The organism is Micromonospora sp. AKA38, assembly GCF_027925725.1.
Taxonomy (GTDB): Bacteria; Actinomycetota; Actinomycetes; order Mycobacteriales; family Micromonosporaceae; genus Micromonospora.
Genome location: NZ_BNEI01000003.1, coordinates 83,176 through 105,522, shown reverse-complemented (window position 1 = coordinate 105,522; position 22,347 = coordinate 83,176). Strand labels below are relative to the sequence as shown.

The following is a 22,347-nucleotide window of genomic DNA, read 5'->3' as shown; positions in this document are numbered from 1 at the left end:
GCGGCTGAACAGGCGACTAACCTTGCCGGCATGCGTCTCTCCGCCCGGGTCGACTATGCCCTCCGTGCGGCTGCCGAGCTGGCCTCGGTCGCCGAGGGCACGGTCGCCGAGGGCACGGCCGCCGGGCGGAGCCGGCCGGTGACCGCCGAGCAGATCGCCCGCTCGCAGGACATCCCGCCGAAGTTCCTGGAGAGCATCCTGCTCCAGCTCCGCCGGGGCGGCATCGTGCACGCCCAGCGAGGCCCCGAGGGGGGCTACTGGCTGGCCCGTCCGGCCGGGGAGATCTCCCTGGCCGAGGTGATCCGGGTGATCGACGGGCCGCTGGCGCACGTCCGCGGCCACCGCCCGGAGCAGCTCGGCTACCAGGGCGCGGCCCGCGCGTTGCAGGACGTGTGGATCGCGCTGCGGGCCAGCGAGCGGGAGATCCTGGAGCTGGTCACGATCGCCGACGTGGCCACCGGCACGTTGCCCGCCCGGGTCAACGAGCTGGCCGCCGACCCGCGCGCCTGGAGCTGACGGCCGTCCGGCGTGTCCCACCAACCGGATGGGGGACTTGACCCGGGGTGCCTCCGTGCCGCATTGTCGACCAAGTTGATAGGAGATACCGAAAAGTCAGGGGGCGCTCGTGCGCAAGCTGCTGGTACTCGCCCTCGTCGGGCTCCTCGCGCAACTTGTCGACGGCGCGCTCGGCATGGCGTACGGGCTGACGTCCTCGACGCTGCTGCTCTTCGCCGGTGTCGCGCCGGCCGCGGCCTCCGCCTCGGTGCACCTGGCCGAGATCGGCACCACGCTTGCCGCCGGCGTGTCGCACTGGCGCTTCGGCAACGTCGACTGGAAGGTGGTCGGCCGGATCGCGCTGCCCGGTGCGATCGGCGCGTTCGCCGGCGCCACGTTCCTGAGCTCCATCTCCACCGAGTCGGCCGCCCCGTGGATGGCCGCCATCCTGTTCACCCTCGGCGCGTACCTGCTGATCCGCTTCTCCCGGCCGCTGCGTGCCAACCGCGCCGCCGGCCGGCTGCGTAGCCGATTCCTGGCCCCGCTCGGGCTGGTCGCCGGCTTCGTCGACGCCACCGGCGGTGGCGGTTGGGGTCCGGTCGCCACCCCGGCGCTGCTGGTCTCCGGCCGGATGGAGCCCCGCAAGGTCATCGGCTCGGTGGACACCTCCGAGTTCGTGGTGGCGGGCGCGGCCAGCGTCGGCTTCCTGATCGGCCTCGGCTCGGAGGGCTTCCTGCTGCCCACCGTCGCCGCGCTGCTGATCGGCGGCCTGATCGCCGCGCCGATCGCGGCCTGGCTGGTCCGCATCGTGCCCGCCCAGGTGCTCGGCGCCGTGATCGGCGGCGTGATCGTGCTGACCAACGCCCGCACCCTGCTGCGTGCCGGCGAGCTGGGCGGCCCGGTGCCGGCCCTGGTCTACGCCGTGCTCGGCGCCGGCTGGCTGGTCGCCATGGTGCTGGCGGTACGCGCGCTGCGTCGCGCCCGCCGGGCCCGGGCCACGGTCGAGGCGGCGCTCGCCGCGGCGCCGGCTCCGTCGGTCGCGGTGGCTGACGCCTCGGCTCCGCCGGTCGAGGCGGGGGAGCCCCGGCCGCTCGCCGCCGCCGTCGAGGGTTGAGCCTCCCACGTCGGGGGTTGAGCCTCCCGGGTCGAGGGTTGAGCCGCCGGCGGCGCTGACGAGCGGCATCCCGGCCGGCGCGCCGCGTTCGTCGGCGTGTCGCCGGCCCTTGGTGGATGCACTCGCGCGCGATATACCGCTCCGTCATATTTATGCCTCAGTGGTATATCGCCGTCCCGCGAATTGTGGTACTGAGACGTCACTCTCCGTGTTCAGAGCGGCGGGCGAGGTTCCGCCGGGGCGCGGCGTGCTTGTGGGGGTGCGCGGTGGTGGCTACGCTTGCGGAGCGCGGAGCCTAATCATCAACGTCGATGCGTCGACGTTCCCGTCGCGTCAGCGCACGTGCACACTCCCGCCGGTCCGGGCAGGCCGGCGTCGCCGCGTGCCCGACCTTCGCGAAAGGCAACCCCCGTGCACCACACCACCTCACGCCGGCTCGCCCTGCTCGCCGCGGTCTCGGCGGCCACGCTGGCGGCCGGCGTGCTCACCACCGTCACCGCCTCGGCGGCGGCCGCCGCCTGCCGGGTCGACTACCGGATCACCAACCAGTGGGGCGGCGGCTTCGGCGCCGACGTCACCGTGACCAACCTCGGCGACCCGGTCGACGGCTGGACACTCGGCTGGAGCTTCGCCGCCGGTCAGCAGGTCGCCCAGGCGTGGAACGCCACGGTCAGCCAGTCCGGCGTCCAGGTCACCGCCCGCGACGCCGGCTACAACGCCGCCATCGGCACCGGTGGCACCGCGAACTTCGGATTCAACGCCTCCTGGAACAACGCCAGCAACCCGGCCCCCACCACGTTCACCCTGAACGGCACCACGTGCACCGGCGCGCCCCCGACCGCGACGCCGACGACGTCCGGCCCGACCACGCCGCCCCCGACCACGCCGCCGCCCACCACCCCGCCGCCCACCACTCCGCCGGCCGGGGCGAAGCAGATGGAGAAACTCGACCGAGGGCTGGTCAGCGTCCGCTCCGGCAGCGGGAACCTGGTCTCCTGGCGGCTGCTCGGCACCGAGACCTCGGGTGTGTCGTTCAACCTCTACCGCGGCGCCACCAAGGTCAACACGAGCCCGATCACCGGCGCCACCAGCTACCTGGACGGCGGCGCGGCGGCCGGGTCCGCGTACACCGTGCGGGCCGTGGTGAACGGCGCCGAGCAGGCGGCGTCCGCCCCGGCGCTCCAGTTCGCCAACGGCTACCTGGACGTGCCGATCCAGGCCCCGCCCGGCGGCACCACGCCGAGCGGCGAGGCGTACAGCTACTCGGCCAACGACGCCGGCGTGGGCGACCTCGACGGCGACGGCCGCTACGAGTTCGTGCTCAAGTGGGACCCGTCGAACGCCAAGGACAACTCGCAGTCCGGCTACACCGGCAACGTCTACGTGGACGCCTACACCCTGACCGGCGCCCGGCTGTGGCGGATCGACCTGGGCCGCAACATCCGCGCCGGCGCCCACTACACCCAGTTCCAGGTGTACGACTACGACGGCGACGGGGACGCCGAGGTGGCCATGAAGACCGCCGACGGCTCGCGCTCCGGCACCGGCCAGGTGATCGGCTCGTCCTCGGCCGACCACCGCAACTCCAGCGGCTACGTGCTCGCCGGCCCGGAGTACCTGACCATGTTCGACGGGCGCACCGGCGCGGCGCTGTCCACCGTCGACTACGACCCGCCGCGCGGCACGGTCTCCTCCTGGGGCGACTCGTACGGCAACCGGGTCGACCGGTTCCTCGCCGGCACCGCCTACCTGGACGGGCAGCGCCCGTCGCTGATCATGGCGCGCGGCTACTACACCCGCGCGGTGATCGCCGCCTGGGACTTCCGCGACGGCACGTTGCGCAAGCGGTGGACGTTCGACTCCAACGTCTCCGGCAACGGCGCCGCCGCCGGTCAGGGCAACCACCAGCTCTCGGTGGCCGACGTGGACAACGACGGCCGTCAGGAGATCGTGTACGGGGCCGCCACCATCGACGACAACGGCCGGCTCCTCTACTCGACCGGCAACGGGCACGGCGACGCGCTGCACGTCGGCGACCTCGACCCGTCCCGCGCCGGCCTGGAGGTCTTCAAGGTCGACGAGGACGGCAGCAAGCCCAGTTCGTGGATGTCCGACGCGCGTACCGGTCAGCTCCTCTGGCAGACCGCGCCGAACGGCGACAACGGTCGCGGCGTCTCCGACGACATCTGGGCCGGCAGCCCCGGCGCCGAGTCCTGGTCCTCGGCGGTCGACGGCCTGCTCAACACGCGCGGGCAGAACGTCGGCCGCAAGCCGTCCTCGGCCAACTTCCTGATCTGGTGGGACGGCGACCCGGTCCGCGAGCTGCTCGACGGCACCAAGATCGACAAGTACGGCACCGGTGGCGAGACGCGACTGCTCACCGGCAGCAACGTCGCGTCCAACAACGGCACCAAGTCCACCCCGGCGCTCTCCGCCGACCTCCTCGGCGACTGGCGCGAGGAAGTGGTCTGGCGCACCGCCGACAGCTCGGCGCTGCGCATCTACAGCACGCCGGTCACCACCGGCCTGCGCCTGCCGACGCTGATGCACGACCCGCAGTACCGGGTCGCCGTCGCCTGGCAGAACACCGCCTACAACCAGCCGCCGCACCCGGGCTTCCACCTCGGGGACGGCATGAGCACGCCGGCCGCGCCGAACATCTACCTGCGCTGAAACGGCAGGCACCGGGTCGCCGGCCGCGGAATCCGCTCAGCCGGCGACCCGGTGCACCACACCGCAGCATTCCCGACCCGTCCCGACCGGGAATGCCGTACCACCACCGGGGACAAAGCTATGCGTCCCACGCGACGCTGCGGTGACGTGGCTATGAAGAGCGTGTTTCAGCCTTCGCGGCGCAGGCCACCGGACACCTTCTCGGCGATCAACTCGAACGAGCGGACCCGGTCGTCCACGTCGTAGACCATCGCGGTCAGCATCAGCTCGTCCGCGCCGGTGCGCTCCAGCAGCGTCCCGAGCTGCCGGGCCACCGTCTCCGGCGAACCGGTCGCCTGACCGTCGCGACGCTGCGCCACGAAGTCCCGCTCCAGCGCGGAGTACGGATAGGCCGCCGCCTCCTCCGGCGTGACCAGCGGCTCCGGCCGCCCCGACCGCAGCTTCAGGAACGACAGCCCGGCCGGCCCGGCCAGCCACTCCGCCCGCTCGTCGGTCTCCGCGCAGACCGCGTTGACCGCCACCATCGCGTACGGCCGGTCCAGCCACTGCGACGGCCGGAAGTGCTGCCGGTAGAGCTGCAACGCCGGGACGGTGTTCTGCGCGCTGAAGTGGTGCGCGAACGAGAACGGCAACCCGAGCAGGCCGGCGAGCTGGGCGCTGAAGCCGCTCGACCCGAGCAGCCACACCTGCGGCGACTGCCCGCGCCCCGGCGTCGCGGTGATCGGACCCGGCTCGGCGCCACTGAAGTAGTTCATCAGGTCGGCCAGCTCGCGCGGGAAGTGCTCGGCGGACAGGCCCTCCATGGTGCGGCGCAACGCCAGCGCGGTCCCCTGGTCGGTGCCGGGCGCCCGCCCGATGCCCAGGTCGATCCGGCCCGGGTGCAGCGCGTCGAGCGTGCCGAACTGCTCGGCCACCACCAGCGGCGCGTGGTTGGGCAGCATCACTCCGCCCGAGCCCAACCGGATCGTGCTGGTGTGCGCGGCCAGGTGCGCGAGCAGCACCGCCGGCGCCGAACTGGCGATCGCCGGCATGTTGTGGTGCTCGGCCACCCAGAACCGGCGGTAGCCCAGCTCCTCGGTGCGGCGGGCCAGCTCGGTGGTGTGCCGCAGCGCCTCACCGGCGTTGCCGGCCGCGGCCACCGGGGCAAGGTCAAGAACAGACATCGGTACGTCGATCACGCGATGGTGCAACCGGCGACGTGCCGGAATTGTTCCGCCGAGTGGGTCAGCCCATACCCCGCGCCTGCTCGAAGATCAGACTGGTCTGGGTGTGCTGCACCGCCGGATCGACCGCCAGATGGTCGAGCACGAAGTCCCGCAACGCGTCCCCGGACGCCGCCCGCACGTGCAGCACGTAGTCCTCCGCGCCGGCCACGTGGAACACCGACACCACCCCGGGCAGCCGCACCGACCGGGCCCGGAACGCGTCCACCGCGGCCCGTTCGTGCGCGGTCAACCGCACCGACACCAACGCCTGCAAAGGCAGGCCCACCGCCGCCGGGTCCACCTCGGCGTGGAACCCGCGGATCGCCCCGCACTCCCGCAGCGCGCGGGTACGCGTCAGGCACGTCGACGGCGCCACCCCCACCCGCTCGGCGAGCGCGTTGTTCGGCAGCCGCCCGTCCGCGGTCAGCTCGGTGAGGATCGCGCGGTCGACGTCGTCGAGGGCGGAGAACGGCCGTACATCGTTCGGTGCGAGAGGCATGCCGACATCCTCCACCGAACAAGCTCCGGGCGGAAGCGAGATCATCAGAATCTTCTTCGCTCCCCTTGCCCTGACCCGTCGTCATGTTCGACGCTTCCCGGCATGACCGCCGTGGACACCGCAGCCGTGCACGCCGGGCGTGACGACCTCGCCGGGCTCGGCGTCCACGTCCCGCCCATCGACCTCTCCACCACCAACCCGCTGCCCTCGGTCGCCGGCGGCGGCGACGACTACGAGACGCTCGCCACCGGCAACCCGCTCCCGGCCGGCGGCAGCGCCGTCTACCAGCGGCTCTGGAACCCCACCGTGGCCCGCTTCGAGACCGCGCTTGCCCACCTCGAGGGCACCGCCGAGGCGGTCGCCTTCGCCAGCGGCATGGCCGCGCTCACCGCCACCCTGCTCGCCGCCACCCGCGACGGCAAGCGCCACGTCGTCGCCGTCCGCCCGCTCTACGGCGGCACCGACCACGTCCTCGCCAGCGGCCTGCTCGGCACCGAGGTCACCTGGGCCCGCGCCGACGACGTCGCCGCCGCGATCCGCCCCGACACCGCGCTCGTCGTGGTGGAGACCCCGGCCAACCCGACGCTCGACCTCGTCGACATCGCCGCGCTCGCCACCGCCGCCGGCCACGTCCCGCTGCTCGTCGACAACACCGTGGCCACGCCCGTCCTCCAGCAGCCCACCCGGCACGGCGCCGCGCTCGTCCTGCACAGCGCCACCAAGAGCATCGGCGGCCACGGCGACGTCCTCGCCGGCGTCGTCGCCTGCGCGCCCGACTGGGCCGCCCGGCTGCGCCAGGTGCGCGCCGTCACCGGCGCCGTCCTGCACCCGCTCGGCGCGTACCTGCTGCACCGCGGCCTCCAGACCCTCCCGCTGCGGGTCCGCGCCCAGCAGGCCGGCGCCGAGAAACTCGCCGCCTGGCTCGCCGGTCACCCCGCCGTCGAACGGGTCCACCACCCGTCCCGGCACGACCCGGCCGGGCTGGTCGGCCGCCAGATGTCCGGCGGCGGCAGCCTCCTCGCCTTCGAGGTACGCGGCGGCGCGCCCGCCGCGGCCACGGTCGCCGGCGCCTGCGAACTGATCACGCACGCGGTCTCGCTCGGCGGCGTCGACACGCTCATCCAGCACCCGGCGTCGCTGACGCACCGGCCGGTCGAGGGCGACGCCAAGCCGGGCGGCGCGCTGCTGCGCGTCTCGGTCGGGCTGGAGGACCCGGAGGACCTGCGCGCGGACCTGGCGCGGGCGCTGGCGTCCACCTGACGCGACGCCGCCGCGCGTCCGGTCGAGGCGTGCGCTCGGCCGTGGCGTCCGGTCAGGACTTCGGGCCGACGTGCCGGTCCAGCGAGGCGACCGCCTCCCTCCGAGCGACCGAGAGGGACCACGGCAGGTTCATCCGCCAGGCGATGCCGAGCAGGTCGAGGGCCCACTGGCACAGCGCCATGATGTCGGTGGAGCGGTTGGAGAACATGTAGCGGGGATAGACGTACTCCTTCCCGCGGACCACGACCCGGTTGGCGAAGCGGCAGCCGTCGGAGTGGAAGAGGCCACGCAGAAAGCCGCCCGCCTGGGCCTCGACGATGCTCCGCTGCCAGTCGGCCAGGACGATCGGGCGTTCGTGCTTCTTGCCCGGCCCGTGCTGGGGAAACAGGCACGGCCAATGAAGTGCGGTGCTCTGCACGGCGACGCAACCTCGCTTCTGGATGCGCTGCACCTTGTTGGCCAGGACGGCGCGCATCGCGGCGTCGCACAGGTCGATCAGGTTCGGCCAGGTGTCCGCGCAGTAGACGCGGAGCACCGGCGTCCGGTCGGTGGTGACGAGATGACCGTCTCCCAGGTAGAGCCCGAGCAGGTAGGCGTAGGCGGCCGGATCGGTTGGACTGTCCTGGCCGGGTCGACAGCGGAAGCATCGGACCGCGCTACCGAAGACGGTCGGCTCCGGCCGGTCGACGCACCAGTGCCAGACGGTGGTGTAGGGCAGGGACAGGCTGCGGGCAACCGATCGGATGTTGTGACCCCGGGCACGGAGGGCGCGGGCCCGTGCCCGCATTTCGGGAGGATGCACAGCGACATCTTCGAACAGGCGTATGACAAAAGTGCCGGGAGCGGGATTCGAACCCGCAAGCCCTTTCGGGCAGAAGTGTTTGAGACTTCCGTGTATGCCGTTCCACCATCCCGGCGGGGTGGGGTAACTGTACCCGACTACGCTCATGCGGGAGCATGGGTGGTGACCGTGCCGGGATCGATGGTGGGAGTGGCTCGTGGGCGAGATGCAGACGGATGCCGAGCGCAAGCGCGTTCTGATCGCCGAGGACGAGGCGCTGATCCGGCTGGACCTGGCCGAGATGCTGGTCGAGGAGGGCTACGAGGTGGTCGGCGAGGCCGGCGACGGGGAGACCGCCGTCAAACTCGCCGAGGAGCTCAAGCCCGACCTGGTCATCCTCGACATCAAGATGCCGATCATGGACGGGCTGGCCGCCGCCGAGCGGATCGCCGGCGCGCGCATCGCCCCCGTGATCATCCTGACCGCGTTCAGCCAGCGTGACCTGGTCGAGCGGGCCCGGGCAGCCGGTGCGATGGCGTACCTGGTCAAGCCGTTCCAGAAGAGCGACCTGGTGCCGGCGGTGGAGATCGCGCTGTCCCGGTACTCGGAGATCTCCGCCCTGGAGGCGGAGGTGGCCGGCCTCACCGACCGGCTGGAGATCCGCAAGACCGTCGAGCGGGCCAAGGGCGCGCTGATGACGACGTACGGCATGACCGAGCCGCAGGCGTTCAAGTGGATCCAGCGCACCGCGATGGACCACCGGATGACCATGAAGGAGGTCGCCGAGCGGATCCTCGCGGAGACCGCCGGCGGAGAGGTGGCGCAGCCCGCGTCCTGAGCCACCCGCCGGCGACGAACGGCCCGCCCGGGAGGACTGCCGATCGATAGGATCGGATGCATGCCTTCTTCGCGCCTCAGGTCGGTGCTCGCCGTGGTGGCCGGCGTGGCGGTGCTGCTGACCGCCTGCCGGTCGACGCCGGAGCGGCCCGCTGATCCGGCCCCGGTGCGCCCGGCCTGGCGGGCTGTCGAGTTGCCCGTGCCGGCGGGCGTCGCGGGTCGGCCGCTGCTGCGCGACGCGGCGCACTGCGGGAACCACTGGTACGCGGTCGGCGGGCTGGTCGACGGCGCGGGGGAGACCCGGCCGGCGGCCTGGTCCAGCGCGGACGGGCTGAGCTGGTCGGCGTTGCCGGTGCGGGCGCAGACGTTCTACGGCCGGCAGCACGTGCTCTACGCGGTGGCCTGCCGCGACGACGGAATGGCGGCGCTCGGCGCGAAGACGGGCGGCGTGCACGGCAATCCGCGTACCGGAACCTGGGTGTGGCGTCCGGGCGGGCCGGTGCGGGAGGTGCCGGCGGCGTTCGAGTTGTTCGGCGGGCCGCGCGCGGTGAGCGCGGCGCGGCTGGCGGCCGGGCCGGCGGGCTGGTTGATCGCCGGGGCGCGTGTCGACGGGGCGGCGGTGTGGTCGTCGCCGGACGCCGGAGGGTTCGCGTTGCGCGACGGGGTGCCGGAACTGGCCGGCGACGCCCGGGGCCGGACGGCGGCGTACGACGCGGTGGCGGTGGGTTCCGGCTGGCTGGTGGTGGGGTCGTTGCTGCCGACCGGCGGCGCCGCCCTGATGCCGTTGGCCTGGTCGTCGGTGGACGGCCGGTCGTGGCGGCGGTCGGCCCTGCCGGTGGCGGCGGGCGGCGGGGCGGCGGAGCGGGTGGTGACGCGCGACGGCGCGCCGACCGTGGTGGGTCCGGTCCGGGACGGCTTCGCGGTGTGGCGCGCGCCGGCGGGGTCGTCGGACGGTTGGCAGCGGGTGGGCGGGTTCGGCGCGGCCGGTCCCGGGGTGCTGTCGGTGGCGGGCCTGGTGGGCGTCGACGGCCGGCTGTTCGCGGCGACCGGGGACGGCGCGGATCGGCGGCTGTGGATCTCGGGTGACGGTGGCGCGTCGTGGCGGCCGGTGATCGTCCCGGCGTCGGTGCCGGACCGCGGGGACGCCGCGCTGGCGGTGGCCGCCGACAAGGCCGGATTGCTTGTGGTCGCCGACGACGGGAAAAGCTCCCGTGCCTGGTGGGCGGCGTTGCCGGCCGTCGATGAGTAGCGGGTGATGGCGGGTTCACCCGTTACCGATGAAACCTCGGTGAACGCCCTGCGTCGCCTTCGGTTCTTACGGGAAGCGTCGGGAATCCGCCACGGCGTGTAACGGTTCGGTCAACCCCGCTTTCCGGGTCTTACGCCACCGCTGGCCGGTGGGATAACGTCCCGGCCCAGACCGGCGACGACGGTCTGGTTCGTCCGCCCCCCGCAAGTGCCAATCAGCAGCGGGTGGTTCGGACCATGGACGGAGGAGGGTTCGGGCCTTGAGGCAGAAGCTCGCACGCGTGATCGGCGGGGTCGCCATGCTGGCGCTCGTCGCCGGTGGTACCGCTTGTTCCAGCGGCAGCGACGACGAAGCGTCCGGGGGCAGCGCCTGCGGGAGCAAGATCGCTTTCTTCGGCGCGCTGACCGGTAGCTCGGCCGCGCTGGGCATCAACGAGAAGAACGGCGTCAAGCTGGCGGTCGACAAGTACAACAAGGAGAACGCCGACTGCAAGGTGGAGCTCGCCGAGCTCGACTCGCAGGGCAGCCCGGACCAGGCGCCCGGTCTGGCCCAGAAGGCGATCGACGACGCCAAGATCCTCGGCGTGGTGGGTCCGGCCTACTCGGGTGAGTCGGAGGCCGCCGGTCCGCTGTTCAGCGAGGCCGGCCTGGTCACCATCACCCCCTCCGCGACTCGGCCCAGCCTCGCCGAGCAGGGCTGGAAGACGTTCTTCCGCGCGGTCGGCAACGACTTCAGCCAGGGCCCGGCCGCCGGCAACTACATGAAGAACGTGATGAAGGCCGACCGGGTCTACGTCATCGACGACCAGTCGGCGTACGGCGCGGGCCTGGCCGACGAGGTCAAGAAGGTGCTCGGCCCGGCGGTCGTGGGTAGCGACAAGGTCCAGGGCGAGGGCAAGCAGACCGAGTTCTCCGGCGTGGTCACCAAGGTCAAGGCCGCGAACGTCAAGGCGGTCTTCTACGGTGGCTACTACCAGGAGGCCGGCCTGATCCGCAAGCAGCTCACCGCTGCCGGCGTCACCGCCCCGCTGGTCGCCGGTGACGGCGTCAACGACGGCGCGTACATCACCTCCGCCGGCGCGGCGGCTGCCGAGGGCACCATCCTCACCTGCCCCTGCCAGCCGTCCACCGAGGCGCGCGGCACCTTCGCCGCCGACTACAAGGCGCTCAACGGCGCCGACCCGGGCACCTACAGCGACACCGCGTTCGACGCGGCGAACATCCTGCTGGCGGGCATCAAGGCCGGCAAGTCCTCCCGCGCCGACCTGCTGGAGTTCGTGAAGGGCTACAGCGGCGAGGGCGTGGCGGCCAGCTACAAGTTCGTCGAGGGCGGCGAGCTGGACCCGGCGCAGGTCAAGGTCTGGGCGTTCAAGGTGCAGGGCGGCAAGGTCGTCCCGGACCAGGAGATCCCCAAGTCCTGATCGGTCGATCGCTGCGACTGGCGATTGAGTTGTGAATCGCGGGTGCGGCCGGGAGCTGGCTCCCGGCCGCACCCCCTTTTTCTCTTCAGCGACGGAGCGTCCCTCCCTTGAACTTCGACGGACTGTTCTCCAACTTCGGGGAACTCACCACGACCGGCCTGACGCAGGGTGCGATCTACGCCCTGGTCGCGCTCGGCTACACGCTTGTCTACGGCGTGCTCAGGCTCATCAACTTCGCCCACTCCGAGGTCTTCATCGCCGGCGCGTTCGCCGCGATCTGGACCTGGAACGGCTTCGGCCTCGACCAGGACTCGCAGGTCAGCGGCGTCGGCTCGATCTTGTTCTACCTGCTGGTGGCGATGATCGTGGCGGCCATCGCCTCGGCCGGCACCGCGACGGTGATCGAGCGGGTGGCGTACCGGCCGCTGCGCAAGCGCAACGCGCCGCCGCTGGCGTTCCTCATCACCGCGATCGGCGCCTCGATCGCGATCTCCGAGGCGTTCGGCGTCTACACCCGACGCCTGCCGCAGGGCGCGCCGTCGCTGGTCAGCTCCAAGCCACTGTTCCACGTCGCCGGTGTGCCGATCGACAGCATCCAGCTGCTCACCATCGGCGCCGCGTTGGTGATGATGTTCGCGCTGGACCAGTTCATCAACCGCAGCCGCACCGGCCGCGGTATCCGGGCGGTGGCCCAGGACGCCAACACGGCGGCGCTGATGGGCGTCAACAAGGACCGGATCATCCTGATGGTCTTCATCGCCGGCGGCACCATGGCCGGTGTCGCGGGCCTGCTCTACGACGTCCGGATCCAGACGCTCACCTACAGCGTCGGTTTCCTGCTGGGCCTCAAGGCGTTCACCGCGGCGGTGCTCGGCGGCATCGGCAATCTCCGCGGCGCGCTGATCGGCGGCCTGCTGCTGGGCGTCGTGGAGAACTACGCCTCGGGCCTGTTCGGCAGTCAGTGGAAGGACTTCGCCGCGTTCGCGGTGCTGGTCGTGCTGCTGATGTTCCGGCCGACCGGTCTGCTGGGCGAATCACTGGGGAGGGCACGCGCATGACGACCACCATTGACCCGCCGGAGCGGCGGGAGACGGCGGTGGACAAGCTGCGGCACGGCCGGGCGGCGATCTCGGATCGTTGGCACCACGCTCCGCGCTGGGTGCGCTGGGTGCTGCTGGCCGCGGTGATCGTGTTCTTCTACGCGTTGCCGAACAAGGAGTTCTACCAGTACCTCGGGCCGATCCCGACGCCCGGGGCGAACTTCACCCAGGTGCTCTTCACCGTCTCGATCTACGTGTTGCTGGCGGTCGGGCTGAACATCGTGGTCGGCTTCGCCGGCCTGCTCGACCTGGGCTACTTCGGCTTCTTCGCGGTCGGCGCGTACACGGTCGCGGTGTTGACGTCGCCGAGCAGCAACATCAAGACGCTGTGGCCGTGGCTGCTGGTGGTGCCGATCGCGATCGCCCTGACCATGGTCTCCGGCGTCATGCTGGGCACGCCGACGCTGCGGTTGCGCGGCGACTACCTGGCGCTGGTGACGCTCGGCTTCGCCGAGATGATCCGGATCGCGGCGGTCAGCTCCGAGTTCCTCAAGGGGCAGCGGGGCTTCAACCAGATCCCGCACCCGCCCGGCAAGTACGCCGACGGCAAGCCGTTCTTCGGTGTGCTCGACGCCCGCCCCTACTACTGGCTGGTGCTCACGCTGATCATCCTGGTGGTGATCGGGGTGCGGAACCTGACCCACAGCCGGGTCGGCCGGGCCTGGATCTCGATCCGGGAGGACGAGGACGCGGCCCAGCTCATGGGTGTGCCGACGTTCAAGTTCAAGCTGTGGGCGTTCGCCTCCGGCGCGGCGATCGCCGGCCTGGCCGGCGCGTTGTTCGCCGGCAAGCAGAACTTCGTCAACTCGCAGAACTTCGAGCTGCTCAACTCGATCATCATCCTGGCCGCGGTCATCTTCGGCGGCTCCGGCAACATCGTCGGCGCGATCGTCGGCGGCGGCCTGGTGGCGTACATGATCGAGCGGTTCCGCGGCATCGAGCTGTTCGGCGTCGAGCTGTACGAGTACCGGTTCCTCTTCTTCGGTCTGGTGCTCGTGGTGATGATGATCTTCCGGCCGCAGGGCCTCATCCCGAACCGGCGACGAGCGGCGGAGTTCAAGGACCGTCGCAAGGAGGTGATCGTCGGTGAGTGACACCGAACAGACCCCGGCCGTTCCGGCCCAGGCCGCGGCGCCCGCCGTCGAGACGGTGGACAAGCGCGAGCCGTTGCTGGAGGTCGACCACGTCACGCTGCGCTTCGGCGGTGTGGTCGCGCTCAACGACGTGGACTTCACGCTCTACAAGGGCGAGATCCTCGGGCTGATCGGGCCCAACGGCGCGGGCAAGACCACCTGCTTCAACGCGATGACCGGCATCTACCAGCCCACCGAGGGGCAGATCCGGTTCCGGGGCGAGAAGATCAGCGGCAAGAAGCGCCACCAGATCACCCGGATGGGCATGGCCCGCACGTTCCAGAACATCCGGCTCTTCCCGGAGATGACCGCGCTGGAGAACGTCCAGGTCGGCGCGGACGCGCACCACAAGACCAGCGTGCTCTCCGCGCTGCTGCGGCTGCCGCGGCACTGGAAGGAGGAGCGCGAGGGCCGGGAGAAGGCCGAACGCCTGCTGGAGTTCGTCGGCATCCTGCCCCGGATGCACGAGTTCGCCCGCAACCTGTCGTACGGCGAGCAGCGGCGCCTGGAGATCGCCCGGGCGCTGGCCACCGACCCGGTGCTGCTCTGCCTGGACGAGCCGGCCGCCGGCTTCAACCCGGCGGAGAAGGAGGAGTTGCTCCAGCTCATCCGGCAGATCCGCGACACCGGCGTGACGGTGCTGCTGATCGAGCACGACATGCGCCTGGTGATGGGCGTGACCGACCGGATCGTGGTGCTGGAGTTCGGAAAGAAGATCGCCGAGGGGCTGCCCGCCGAGGTGCGGGACAACCCGAAGGTGATCGCGGCGTACCTGGGGGTGCCGGACGATGCTGCTTGAGATCGAGGACGTGAGCCTGCTCTACGGGCGGATCCAGGCGCTGCACGGCATCAGCCTGACCGTGGACGAGGGCGAGATCGTCGCGCTGATCGGCGCGAACGGCGCCGGCAAGTCCACCACCATGCGGGCGATCTCCGGCATCCGGCCGATCGCCACCGGCAGCATCAGGTTCGCCGGTGAGGACATCTCCAAGCTCCGGGCCGACCTGCGGGTCCGGCGCGGGCTGTGCCAGGCGCCCGAGGGCCGGGGCATCTTCCCCGGCATGACGGTGCTGGAGAACCTCGACATGGGGGCGTACACCCGGCGGGACAGGGCCGGCATCGCGCAGGACCTGGCGCGGGTGCTGGAGCTGTTCCCCCGGCTGGCCGAGCGGCGCAAGCAGCCCGGTGGCACGCTCTCCGGCGGCGAGCAGCAGATGCTCGCGGTCGGCCGGGCGCTGATGAGCCGGCCGAAGCTGTTGCTGCTCGACGAGCCGTCGATGGGTCTCGCGCCGATGCTCATCCAGCAGATCTTCACCATCATCACGGAGATCAACCAGCAGGGCACCACCATCCTGCTGGTGGAGCAGAACGCCCAGCAGGCCCTGGCCCGCGCACACCGGGCGTACGTGCTGGAGACCGGCCGGATCGTCAAGAGCGGCACCGGCGCCGACCTGCTGCACGACCCCTCGGTCAAAGAGGCCTACCTCGGCGTGGCCTGACCGACGCCCCCCTCGCAAAAGGAGTACCCCATGTTCCACCCCAGCCCCGGCCGTCGGGCGGCGCTCGGCGTCGCCGGCGCGGCCGTCCTCCTGCTCTCCCTCGCCGCCTGCGGTGAGGAGGAGCAGACCGAGCAGCCCGGCGGCGGCGCGAGCGTGACCGCCACGGCGGATTCCTCGCTGGCCGCCAAGGTGCCCGACGCGATCAAGTCCGACGGCAAGATCGTGGTCGGCACCGACTCCACGTACGCCCCGGCCGAGTTTCTCGACTCCGACGGCAAGACCGTCATCGGCTTCGACGTCGAGCTGTTCACCGCCGTGGCGGCCAAGCTCGGCCTGAAGGCGGAGTTCGTCTCGGCGCCGTTCGGCGACATCATCAACGGCGTCAACTCGGGCAAGTACGAGGTCGGCGTCTCGTCGTTCACCGTCAACGACGAGCGCAAGGGCCAGGCCAACATGGTCAGCTACTTCCAGGTCGGCACCCAGTGGGTGACCAAGAAGGGCAACCCGGCCGGGGTGGCGCTGGACAACGCCTGCGGCAAGAAGATCGCGGTGCAGAAGGACACGGTCCAGGTCGAGGACATCCAGAAGCGTTCCAAGACCTGCACCGACGCCGGCAAGCCGGCCATCACGATCGACCAGTTCCCGGGTCAGGACGCGGCCACCGCCGCGGTCGTCTCCGGCAAGGACGACGCGATGCTCGCCGACTACCCGGTCGGGGTGTACGCGGTGACCCAGTCCAAGGACGCCCTGGAGCTGCTGGACAAGCAGTACGAGGCGGCCCCGTACGGCTACGTGGTGGCCAAGGAGCAGGCGCAGTTCGCCGAGGCGGTGCGCGACGCCACCAAGGCGCTGATCACCGACGGCTCGTACAAGCAGGTGCTCGACAAGTGGAAGGTGGGGGACGGCGCGATCACGGATCCCGCGATCAACCCGTGACGACATGACCACCGAGGAAGCGACAACCGCGCGGGCACGGCCGGAACCGATCAAGGCCGTGCCCGTGCGGCACCCGGGACGCTGGATCGCGGTGGCGGTGCTCGCCGTGCTGACCGCGATGTTCGTCCACCTGTTGGTGACCAACAAGGCCTTCAACTGGTCCTTCATGGTCGACAAGATGTTCCGCCCGCCGATCATCGAGGGGCTGCTGCGCGGCACCGTGCTGATGACGGTCAGCGCGATGCTGATCGGCGTCACGCTCGGCGTGGTGATCGCGGTGATGCGGCTCTCCGACAACCCGATCCTGCGCGGCGTGGCGTGGCTGTACACCTGGTTCTTCCGGGCCGTGCCCCGGCTGGTGCTGCTGGCCGTCTTCGGCAACATCGGCATCCTGTGGAGCCGGGTCGAGTTCGGCGTGCCGTTCGACACCCAGCTCGGCCAGTTGTTCGGCATCGACAACCTGCAACTGCGGTTGTTCGGGTTCTCCTCCCGGGACATCCTCACCGGCTTCATGGCCGGCCTGCTCGGGTTGGCGCTCTCCGAGGCCGCGTACATGGCGGAGATCGTCCGGGCCGGCATCCAGTCGGTGGATCCGGGACAGACCGAGGCGGCCCAGGCGCTCGGCCTGAGCCGGGGCCAGTTGCTGCGCCGGGTGGTGCTGCCGCAGGCGATGCGGGTGATCATCCCGCCGACCGGCAACGAGACCATCGCCATGCTCAAGGACACGTCGTTGCTGCTCTACGTGCCGGTCAGCGTAGAACTGTTCTTCCAGCTCGACGCCGTCGGCAAGCGGACGTTCCAGATCTTCCCGATGTACGTCGCCGCCTGCCTCTGGTACCTGTTCCTGACCAGCATCCTGCTGGTCGGGCAGTATTTCCTGGAGCGCCACTTCGGCAAGGGCTACGGGACCACGCAACGGGCCCGGGCGCGGCTGCGCACGCTGGCCGCGGAGACCGGTGGCGGCGGCGCCGGAGGGGCGGGAACACCATGACCGAGCTGATCGTGCCCACGCAGGCCACCGCGCCGACGGCCGAGTCCGGTCTGATGGTGCGCGCCGAACAGGTGCACAAGTCGTTCGGGCCGCTGGAGGTGCTCAAGGGCATCGACCTGGAGGTCCGCGCCGGCGAGGTGTGCTGCCTGCTCGGGCCCTCCGGCTCCGGCAAGTCGACGTTCCTGCGCTGCATCAACCACCTGGAGAAGATCGACGCCGGCCGGATCTGGGTGGACGGCGACCTGATCGGCTACCGGGAGCGCGGCGGGAAGCTGCACGAGATGCGGGACAAGGAGGTGGCCGCGCAGCGCCGGGCGATCGGCATGGTGTTCCAGCGGTTCAACCTGTTCCCGCACATGACCGTGCTACAGAACGTGACCGAGGCGCCGCTGCTGCTGCGCCAGGTGAAGAAGGCGCAGGCCCGGGAGCACGCCGCGGAGCTGCTGGAGCGGGTGGGGCTGGGGGACAAGCTCGGCGCGTACCCGGGTCAGCTCTCCGGCGGCCAGCAGCAGCGGGTGGCGATCGCCCGGGCGCTGGCCATGCGGCCGAAGCTGATGCTCTTCGACGAGCCGACCAGCGCGCTCGACCCGGAGCTGGTGGGCGAGGTGCTGGATACGATGAAGGACCTGGCCCGCGACGGCATGACGATGATCGTGGTGACCCACGAGATCGGCTTCGCCCGGGAGGTCGGCGACCACCTGGTCTTCATGGACGGCGGGGTGGTCGTCGAGCAGGGCGACCCGCGTGAGGTGATCTCGGCGCCGAAGCACGAGCGGACCCAGGCGTTCCTGGCCAAGGTGCTCTGACGGGTCCGGTGCGGCGTGGGCCGCACCGGACCCCGCCGGTCAGTTCACGAAGCCCCGGAGCAGCCAGCCGGGACTCTGCGACTCGCAGACGTACGTCTGGTAGATGCCGCTGCTGACCCGGGACTGCCCGACCGAGATGCACTTCGACTGGGTCGCGTAGACCCCACCGCTGACCCAGCCGGCGAACGCCGGCGCGCTGAACGCGGCCACCATGCCGGCGGTGGCGAGCGCCGGCGCCAGGATTCGGACACCCCATCGTCGCATCGGGTCCTCCTTGTGAAATGCCATCGACTGATCTCCATACCGTAGCGGCCCGGTCGCGATCCGTGGGGGCTGCTGGTGCCGGGGATGTCGGGGTCACGGACTAGAGTCGCTGCCGTGACAGCTACGACGCCGCGCCTGCTCCTCGTCGACGGACACTCCCTGGCATATCGGGCGTTCTTCGCCCTGCCGGTGGAAAACTTCTCCACCACCACGGGGCAGCCGACCAACGCCGTCTACGGCTTCACCTCGATGTTGATCAACGTGTTGCGCGACGAGCAACCGACCCACATCGTGGTGGCGTTCGACGTCTCCCGCCGCTCCTTCCGCACGGAGAAGTACTCCGAATACAAGGCCGGCCGCAGCGAGACCCCGACCGACTTCAAGGGCCAGGTCAGCCTGGTCAAGGAGGTTCTCGCCGCGCTGCGGGTGCCGGTGGTCGAGAAGGAGGGCTACGAGGCCGACGACGTCATCGCCACGCTCGCCTGCCAGGCCCGCGACCAGGGCATGGACGTGCTGATCACCACCGGCGACCGGGACGCGTTCCAGCTCGTCGGCGACCAGGTCACCGTGCTCTACCCGCGCAAGGGCGTCTCCGACCTGGCCCGGATGGACCCGGCGGCGGTCGAGGCGAAGTACGGCGTCACCCCCGGCCGCTACCGCGACCTGGCCGCGTTGGTCGGCGAGACCAGCGACAACCTGCCCGGCGTGCCCGGGGTCGGCCCGAAGACCGCGGCCAAGTGGATCAACCTGTACGACGGGGTCGAGGGCGTGGTGGCGCGCGCCGACGAGATCAAGGGCAAGGCGGGCGACAGCCTGCGCGAGCGGCTCGCCGACGTGATCCGCAACTACGAGATCAACTGCCTGGTCACCGACCTGGAGCTGCCGGTGCGTCCCGAGGACGCCCGCTGGCAGGGCTGGGACCGCGAGGCCGTGCACCAGGTCTTCGACACGCTCCAGTTCCGCATCCTGCGCGACCGGCTCTACCAGTACCTCGAAGCCGTCGAGCCGGAGGCCGAGGCCGGCTTCGAGCTGGCCGGCGAGGTGCTGACCGAGCCGGGCGCGCTCGCCGGCTGGCTCGGCACGCACGCCCCGGCCGGCACGTCGGTCGGCCTGGCGGCCACGCTCGACACCGGGCCCAACCGCCGGCACACCGCGACCGTGACCGGGATGGCGCTGGCCACCACCGACGGCGCGGGCGCCTGGTTCGATCCGAGCCGGCTGGCCGCCGACGACGAGGCCGCGCTGGCCGGCTGGCTGGCCGACGCCGGGCGGCCCAAGGTGCTGCACGACAGCAAGCCGGCGGTGCTGGCGTTCGCCGCGCACGGCTGGGAGCTGCGGGGCATCGCCCGCGACACCCAGATCGCCGCCTACCTGGCCCGTCCCGACCAGCGTTCCTACGACCTCACCGACCTGGCGCTTCGATACCTGCACCGGGAGCTGCGCGTCGACGCGCCGGAGACCGGCCAGCTCACCCTGGACGGGTTCGGCGACGAGGACGCGGCCGAGCAGAACCTGATGCTCCAGGCCCGGGCCACGCTCGACCTGGCCGACGCGATCGACGCCGAACTGTCCCGGGACGGCGAGCAGTCCGCCCGGCTGATGGCCGAGGTGGAGCTGCCGCTGATGCGGGTGCTCGCCGCCATGGAACGCACCGGCATCGCCGCCGACACCGACTACCTGTCCGAGCTGGAGGCGCACTTCGCCGCCGAGGTGAAGGCCGCCGCGCAGAGCGCGTACGCCGTGGTCGGCCGGGAGTTCAACCTGGGCTCGCCGAAGCAGTTGCAGGAGATCCTCTTCACCGAGCTGGCGCTGCCCAAGACGAAGCGGATCAAGACCGGCTACACCACCGACGCCGACGCCCTCCAGTGGCTCTACGCGCAGACCGAGCACCCGCTCCTGCACCACCTGCTGCGCCACCGCGACGTCGCCAAGCTCAAGTCGACGGTCGACGGGCTGCTCAAGTCCGTCTCCGACGACGGCCGGATCCACACCACGTTCAACCAGACGGTGGCCGCGACCGGGCGGCTGTCGTCCACCGAGCCGAACCTCCAGAACATCCCCATCCGCACCGAGGAGGGGCGGCGGATCCGGCGCGCGTTCGTGGTCGGCGAGGGCTACGAATGCCTGCTCACCGCCGACTACAGCCAGATCGAGATGCGGATCATGGCGCACCTGTCCGCCGACGAGGCGCTTGTCGAGGCGTTCAACTCCGGGCACGACTTCCACGCCGCGACCGCCTCCTCGGTCTTCACCGTCGAGGTCGGCGACGTCACCGCCGACCAGCGCCGCAAGATCAAGGCGATGAACTACGGCCTGGCGTACGGGTTGAGCGCGTTCGGCCTGTCCCAGCAGCTCGGCATCTCCGCCGAGGAGGCCCGCGGGCTGATGGAGAACTACTTCGCCGGGTTCGGTGGCGTCCGCGACTACCTCCACGAGGTGGTGGCCCGGGCCCGGCAGGACGGCTACACCTCCACCATCCTGGGTCGCCGCCGCTACCTGCCCGACCTGGTCAGCGACAACCGGCAACGCCGGGAGATGGCCGAGCGGATGGCGCTCAACGCCCCGATCCAGGGCTCGGCGGCCGACATCATCAAGGTCGCCATGCTGCACGTCGACAGCGCGCTGCGCGACGCCGGGCTGCGTTCCCGGATGCTGCTCCAGGTGCACGACGAGCTGGTCTTCGAGGTCGCCCCGGGGGAGCGGGAGGCGCTGGAGGCGCTGGTGCGCAAGGAGATGGGCGCGGCGTACCCGCTGTCGGTGCCGCTGGAGGTGTCGGTCGGCGAGGGCCGCGACTGGAACAGCGCCGACCACTGACCGCCCCCTCCTTGACCCTGCCGTCGACGGCAGGGTCAAAAACGGTTGGACGCTCAGCCCTTGAGCGGGTCGTGGCCCCAGTTCATCAGCGACCAGCGCCACCTCGTGTCGCGCACGTCGCCGGACGGGCGCTGGGCCAGGTGCCGGTGCACGTAGCCGACCACCTTGCGCATGTGCTTGTAGTCGGCGGCGGTGAGCTGGTCGCGCTTGCGGCGCAGCAGGTCCACGATCCGGCGGCCGGAGTCGTGCCCGACCGATTCGCCGCCCTTGGTGCCCGGCTTGTGCCAGCCGACGTGCTTGGACTCGTCGGTCTCCAGCCAGCGGGTCAGCTCGGCGGGTTTCATGTTCACCGCGTCGGTGAACTCGCGGTACGTCTGCTGCGGGTCCTCACTGCGACTCATCGCGGAGCACCTCCGGTCGGTGGGCGACGTCGCGGCCGGAGTCGTCGTTGGTGATCCGGTACTGCGGCTGCTCCGGCGACGCGTGCACCGGATGCCCGCGGACGTGGGTGCGCTCGGTCAGCTTCTCCTTGACCACGCCGTACGCCCGACCGCTGTGGCTGGCCCAGGAGACGTGGTCGCCGGCGCGGAACTCCTTCTCGGCCATGCCGGCGGTTACCCGCCGGCATGGCCGAGTAACGCCTGCGGTCAGGGCCGGATCTCGGCGATCGGCAGCTTGATGTCGAACGGCTCGGCCAACTCGACCACCTCGCTGCCGTCGGCCACCAGCTCGTACTGGCGCTCGCCGCCGGGGCCGATCCGGTCACCGAGGCGGTACGCGTACAGGTGCACCGGGTCCTGCTCGATCCGCCAGTAGAACGGGATGCCGGCGGCGGCGTACTCGCCCGGCTTGGCGAACCGGTCCACCCGCCGGGTGCCGGGCGAGACGATCTCGACGGCCAGCACGACGTCGGCCGGGCGCAGGCGCGACCGGTCGTTCGGCAGCCCGGCGTGGTGGAGCAGCACGTCCGGTTGCCGGCTGGTGTTCGGACTGAGCCCGACTCCGACCGCTTGGGCGACCCGCAGGTGGGCCGGCGCGTGGGACCGAAGCCAGAGCCACAGCAGGCTGGAGATGCTCTGGTGGCCCAGGGTGGGGGAGGGTGTCACCTGGATGACTCCGTCGACGAGTTCGACGCGGGGGGCGTCGTCCGGCAGGGTGAGCAGGTCGTCCAGCGTGTAGTCCGCACGCTGCTGCCGCATCGGGTCCGGACACCAGGGGCCAGGTGATGTCGGGACGGGCTCGGCGCTCATGCGGTGAGCGTACCGCCGGTG

General features: G+C 71.2%; 21 protein-coding genes, 1 tRNA gene and 1 pseudogene. 15 read left to right on the top strand and 8 right to left on the bottom strand.

The window, feature by feature from the left end:
* Window positions 1-30: 30 nt before the first annotated feature.
* From TPA0908_RS08875 to TPA0908_RS08865, 3 genes are all read left to right on the top strand, one after another.
* Window positions 31-516 (top strand): RrF2 family transcriptional regulator, encoded by a 486-nt coding sequence (locus TPA0908_RS08875; protein ID WP_281936446.1) that lies wholly within the window; start codon window positions 31-33, stop codon window positions 514-516.
* Between the two features lie 109 nt (window positions 517-625).
* A complete protein-coding gene (locus TPA0908_RS08870) occupies window positions 626-1,609 on the top strand; it encodes a sulfite exporter TauE/SafE family protein (protein ID WP_281936444.1) in 984 nt (327 codons plus the stop codon).
* Window positions 1,610-2,020: 411 nt separating this feature from the next.
* Entirely contained in the window at window positions 2,021-4,282 is a 2,262-nt protein-coding gene (locus TPA0908_RS08865; protein ID WP_281936442.1) for a rhamnogalacturonan lyase family protein, read from the top strand.
* Window positions 4,283-4,449: 167 nt separating this feature from the next.
* Here TPA0908_RS08865 and TPA0908_RS08860 read toward each other — a convergent pair whose 3' ends face one another.
* The gene (locus TPA0908_RS08860) at window positions 4,450-5,445 is read right to left on the bottom strand and encodes an LLM class flavin-dependent oxidoreductase (protein ID WP_281936440.1); all 996 of its coding nucleotides are present in this window, start codon (window positions 5,443-5,445) and stop codon (window positions 4,450-4,452) included.
* A 61-nt stretch (window positions 5,446-5,506) separates the two neighbouring features.
* Window positions 5,507-5,986 carry an Lrp/AsnC family transcriptional regulator gene (locus TPA0908_RS08855; RefSeq protein ID WP_281936438.1) on the bottom strand — a complete coding sequence of 160 codons (480 nt, stop codon included), beginning with the start codon at window positions 5,984-5,986 and terminating at the stop codon, window positions 5,507-5,509.
* A gap of 102 nt (window positions 5,987-6,088) precedes the next feature.
* Between TPA0908_RS08855 and TPA0908_RS08850 the strand changes: the two genes are divergently transcribed.
* A complete protein-coding gene (locus tag TPA0908_RS08850) occupies window positions 6,089-7,246 on the top strand; it encodes a trans-sulfuration enzyme family protein (protein ID WP_281936436.1) in 1,158 nt (385 codons plus the stop codon).
* Between the two features lie 52 nt (window positions 7,247-7,298).
* Here the strand turns inward: TPA0908_RS08850 and TPA0908_RS08845 are convergent, their stop codons facing one another.
* Together TPA0908_RS08845 and TPA0908_RS08840 are read right to left on the bottom strand one after the other, a co-directional pair.
* Complete coding sequence (locus TPA0908_RS08845; protein WP_281936435.1) at window positions 7,299-8,033, bottom strand: transcriptional regulator; 735 nt, start codon at window positions 8,031-8,033, stop codon at window positions 7,299-7,301.
* A gap of 47 nt (window positions 8,034-8,080) precedes the next feature.
* Window positions 8,081-8,163, bottom strand: a tRNA-Leu gene (locus tag TPA0908_RS08840).
* Window positions 8,164-8,244: 81 nt separating this feature from the next.
* Between TPA0908_RS08840 and TPA0908_RS08835 the strand changes: the two genes are divergently transcribed.
* From TPA0908_RS08835 to TPA0908_RS08790, 10 genes are all read left to right on the top strand, one after another.
* Window positions 8,245-8,865, top strand: coding sequence for an ANTAR domain-containing response regulator (locus tag TPA0908_RS08835; RefSeq protein WP_281936432.1), 621 nt, complete (start codon window positions 8,245-8,247; stop codon window positions 8,863-8,865).
* Window positions 8,866-8,925: 60 nt separating this feature from the next.
* Window positions 8,926-10,113, top strand: a complete 1,188-nt coding sequence (locus TPA0908_RS08830) for a hypothetical protein (RefSeq protein ID WP_281936430.1) — start codon at window positions 8,926-8,928, stop codon at window positions 10,111-10,113.
* Window positions 10,114-10,372: 259 nt separating this feature from the next.
* Entirely contained in the window at window positions 10,373-11,533 is a 1,161-nt protein-coding gene (locus TPA0908_RS08825) for a branched-chain amino acid ABC transporter substrate-binding protein (RefSeq protein ID WP_281936428.1), read from the top strand.
* Window positions 11,534-11,640: 107 nt separating this feature from the next.
* Window positions 11,641-12,591 carry a branched-chain amino acid ABC transporter permease gene (locus TPA0908_RS08820; protein WP_107157517.1) on the top strand — a complete coding sequence of 317 codons (951 nt, stop codon included), beginning with the start codon at window positions 11,641-11,643 and terminating at the stop codon, window positions 12,589-12,591.
* A complete protein-coding gene (locus tag TPA0908_RS08815) occupies window positions 12,588-13,727 on the top strand; it encodes a branched-chain amino acid ABC transporter permease (protein ID WP_281936425.1) in 1,140 nt (379 codons plus the stop codon). Before TPA0908_RS08820 ends, TPA0908_RS08815 begins: the two co-directional genes overlap by 4 nt.
* Window positions 13,720-14,565, top strand: a complete 846-nt coding sequence (locus TPA0908_RS08810; protein ID WP_374709190.1) for an ABC transporter ATP-binding protein — start codon at window positions 13,720-13,722, stop codon at window positions 14,563-14,565. Before TPA0908_RS08815 ends, TPA0908_RS08810 begins: the two co-directional genes overlap by 8 nt.
* Window positions 14,555-15,265: an ABC transporter ATP-binding protein gene (locus TPA0908_RS08805; RefSeq protein WP_281936423.1), complete on the top strand. Its 711-nt coding sequence runs from the start codon at window positions 14,555-14,557 to the stop codon at window positions 15,263-15,265. Before TPA0908_RS08810 ends, TPA0908_RS08805 begins: the two co-directional genes overlap by 11 nt.
* A gap of 30 nt (window positions 15,266-15,295) precedes the next feature.
* Entirely contained in the window at window positions 15,296-16,201 is a 906-nt protein-coding gene (locus tag TPA0908_RS08800; protein WP_281936421.1) for an ABC transporter substrate-binding protein, read from the top strand.
* A gap of 4 nt (window positions 16,202-16,205) precedes the next feature.
* On the top strand, window positions 16,206-17,192 hold the full coding sequence (locus TPA0908_RS08795; protein WP_281936419.1) for an amino acid ABC transporter permease: 987 nt from the start codon (window positions 16,206-16,208) through the stop codon (window positions 17,190-17,192).
* Window positions 17,189-17,998, top strand: a complete 810-nt coding sequence (locus TPA0908_RS08790; protein ID WP_281936417.1) for an amino acid ABC transporter ATP-binding protein — start codon at window positions 17,189-17,191, stop codon at window positions 17,996-17,998. The genes TPA0908_RS08795 and TPA0908_RS08790 overlap by 4 nt, the downstream gene beginning before the upstream one ends.
* A gap of 39 nt (window positions 17,999-18,037) precedes the next feature.
* Here TPA0908_RS08790 and TPA0908_RS08785 read toward each other — a convergent pair whose 3' ends face one another.
* Entirely contained in the window at window positions 18,038-18,262 is a 225-nt protein-coding gene (locus TPA0908_RS08785) for a hypothetical protein (protein ID WP_281936416.1), read from the bottom strand.
* Window positions 18,263-18,376: 114 nt separating this feature from the next.
* Here TPA0908_RS08785 and polA point away from each other — a divergent pair, with 114 nt between their 5' ends.
* Window positions 18,377-21,076: a DNA polymerase I gene (gene polA / locus TPA0908_RS08780; protein WP_281936415.1), complete on the top strand. Its 2,700-nt coding sequence runs from the start codon at window positions 18,377-18,379 to the stop codon at window positions 21,074-21,076.
* Between the two features lie 56 nt (window positions 21,077-21,132).
* On the opposite strand, the pseudogene TPA0908_RS08775 reads toward polA, so the two are convergent.
* The 3 genes and pseudogenes from TPA0908_RS08775 to TPA0908_RS08765 all read right to left on the bottom strand — a co-directional run.
* Window positions 21,133-21,477: pseudogene (locus TPA0908_RS08775) on the bottom strand (DUF3140 domain-containing protein); the annotation flags it as partial.
* Entirely contained in the window at window positions 21,464-21,682 is a 219-nt protein-coding gene (locus TPA0908_RS08770; protein WP_281936414.1) for a hypervirulence associated TUDOR domain-containing protein, read from the bottom strand. The gene TPA0908_RS08770 and the pseudogene TPA0908_RS08775, both read right to left, overlap by 14 nt.
* A 41-nt stretch (window positions 21,683-21,723) precedes the next feature.
* Window positions 21,724-22,326 carry a Uma2 family endonuclease gene (locus TPA0908_RS08765; protein WP_281936413.1) on the bottom strand — a complete coding sequence of 201 codons (603 nt, stop codon included), beginning with the start codon at window positions 22,324-22,326 and terminating at the stop codon, window positions 21,724-21,726.
* Window positions 22,327-22,347: the final 21 nt, after the last annotated feature.

Bases quoted from the DNA above. Each gene is read 5' to 3' on its own strand.
- TPA0908_RS08875 (WP_281936446.1), top strand. From the start codon at position 31: ATGCGTCTCTCCGCCCGGGTCGACTATGCCCTCCGTGCGGCTGCCGAG.
- TPA0908_RS08860 (WP_281936440.1), bottom strand. From the start codon at position 5,445: ATGTCTGTTCTTGACCTTGCCCCGGTGGCCGCGGCCGGCAACGCCGGT.
- TPA0908_RS08855 (WP_281936438.1), bottom strand. From the start codon at position 5,986: ATGCCTCTCGCACCGAACGATGTACGGCCGTTCTCCGCCCTCGACGAC.
- TPA0908_RS08850 (WP_281936436.1), top strand. From the start codon at position 6,089: ATGACCGCCGTGGACACCGCAGCCGTGCACGCCGGGCGTGACGACCTC.
- TPA0908_RS08845 (WP_281936435.1), bottom strand. From the start codon at position 8,033: ATGCGGGCACGGGCCCGCGCCCTCCGTGCCCGGGGTCACAACATCCGA.
- TPA0908_RS08830 (WP_281936430.1), top strand. From the start codon at position 8,926: ATGCCTTCTTCGCGCCTCAGGTCGGTGCTCGCCGTGGTGGCCGGCGTG.
- TPA0908_RS08815 (WP_281936425.1), top strand. From the start codon at position 12,588: ATGACGACCACCATTGACCCGCCGGAGCGGCGGGAGACGGCGGTGGAC.
- TPA0908_RS08805 (WP_281936423.1), top strand. From the start codon at position 14,555: ATGCTGCTTGAGATCGAGGACGTGAGCCTGCTCTACGGGCGGATCCAG.
- TPA0908_RS08800 (WP_281936421.1), top strand. From the start codon at position 15,296: ATGTTCCACCCCAGCCCCGGCCGTCGGGCGGCGCTCGGCGTCGCCGGC.
- TPA0908_RS08795 (WP_281936419.1), top strand. From the start codon at position 16,206: ATGACCACCGAGGAAGCGACAACCGCGCGGGCACGGCCGGAACCGATC.
- TPA0908_RS08790 (WP_281936417.1), top strand. From the start codon at position 17,189: ATGACCGAGCTGATCGTGCCCACGCAGGCCACCGCGCCGACGGCCGAG.
- TPA0908_RS08785 (WP_281936416.1), bottom strand. From the start codon at position 18,262: ATGCGACGATGGGGTGTCCGAATCCTGGCGCCGGCGCTCGCCACCGCC.
- TPA0908_RS08770 (WP_281936414.1), bottom strand. From the start codon at position 21,682: ATGGCCGAGAAGGAGTTCCGCGCCGGCGACCACGTCTCCTGGGCCAGC.
- TPA0908_RS08765 (WP_281936413.1), bottom strand. From the start codon at position 22,326: ATGAGCGCCGAGCCCGTCCCGACATCACCTGGCCCCTGGTGTCCGGAC.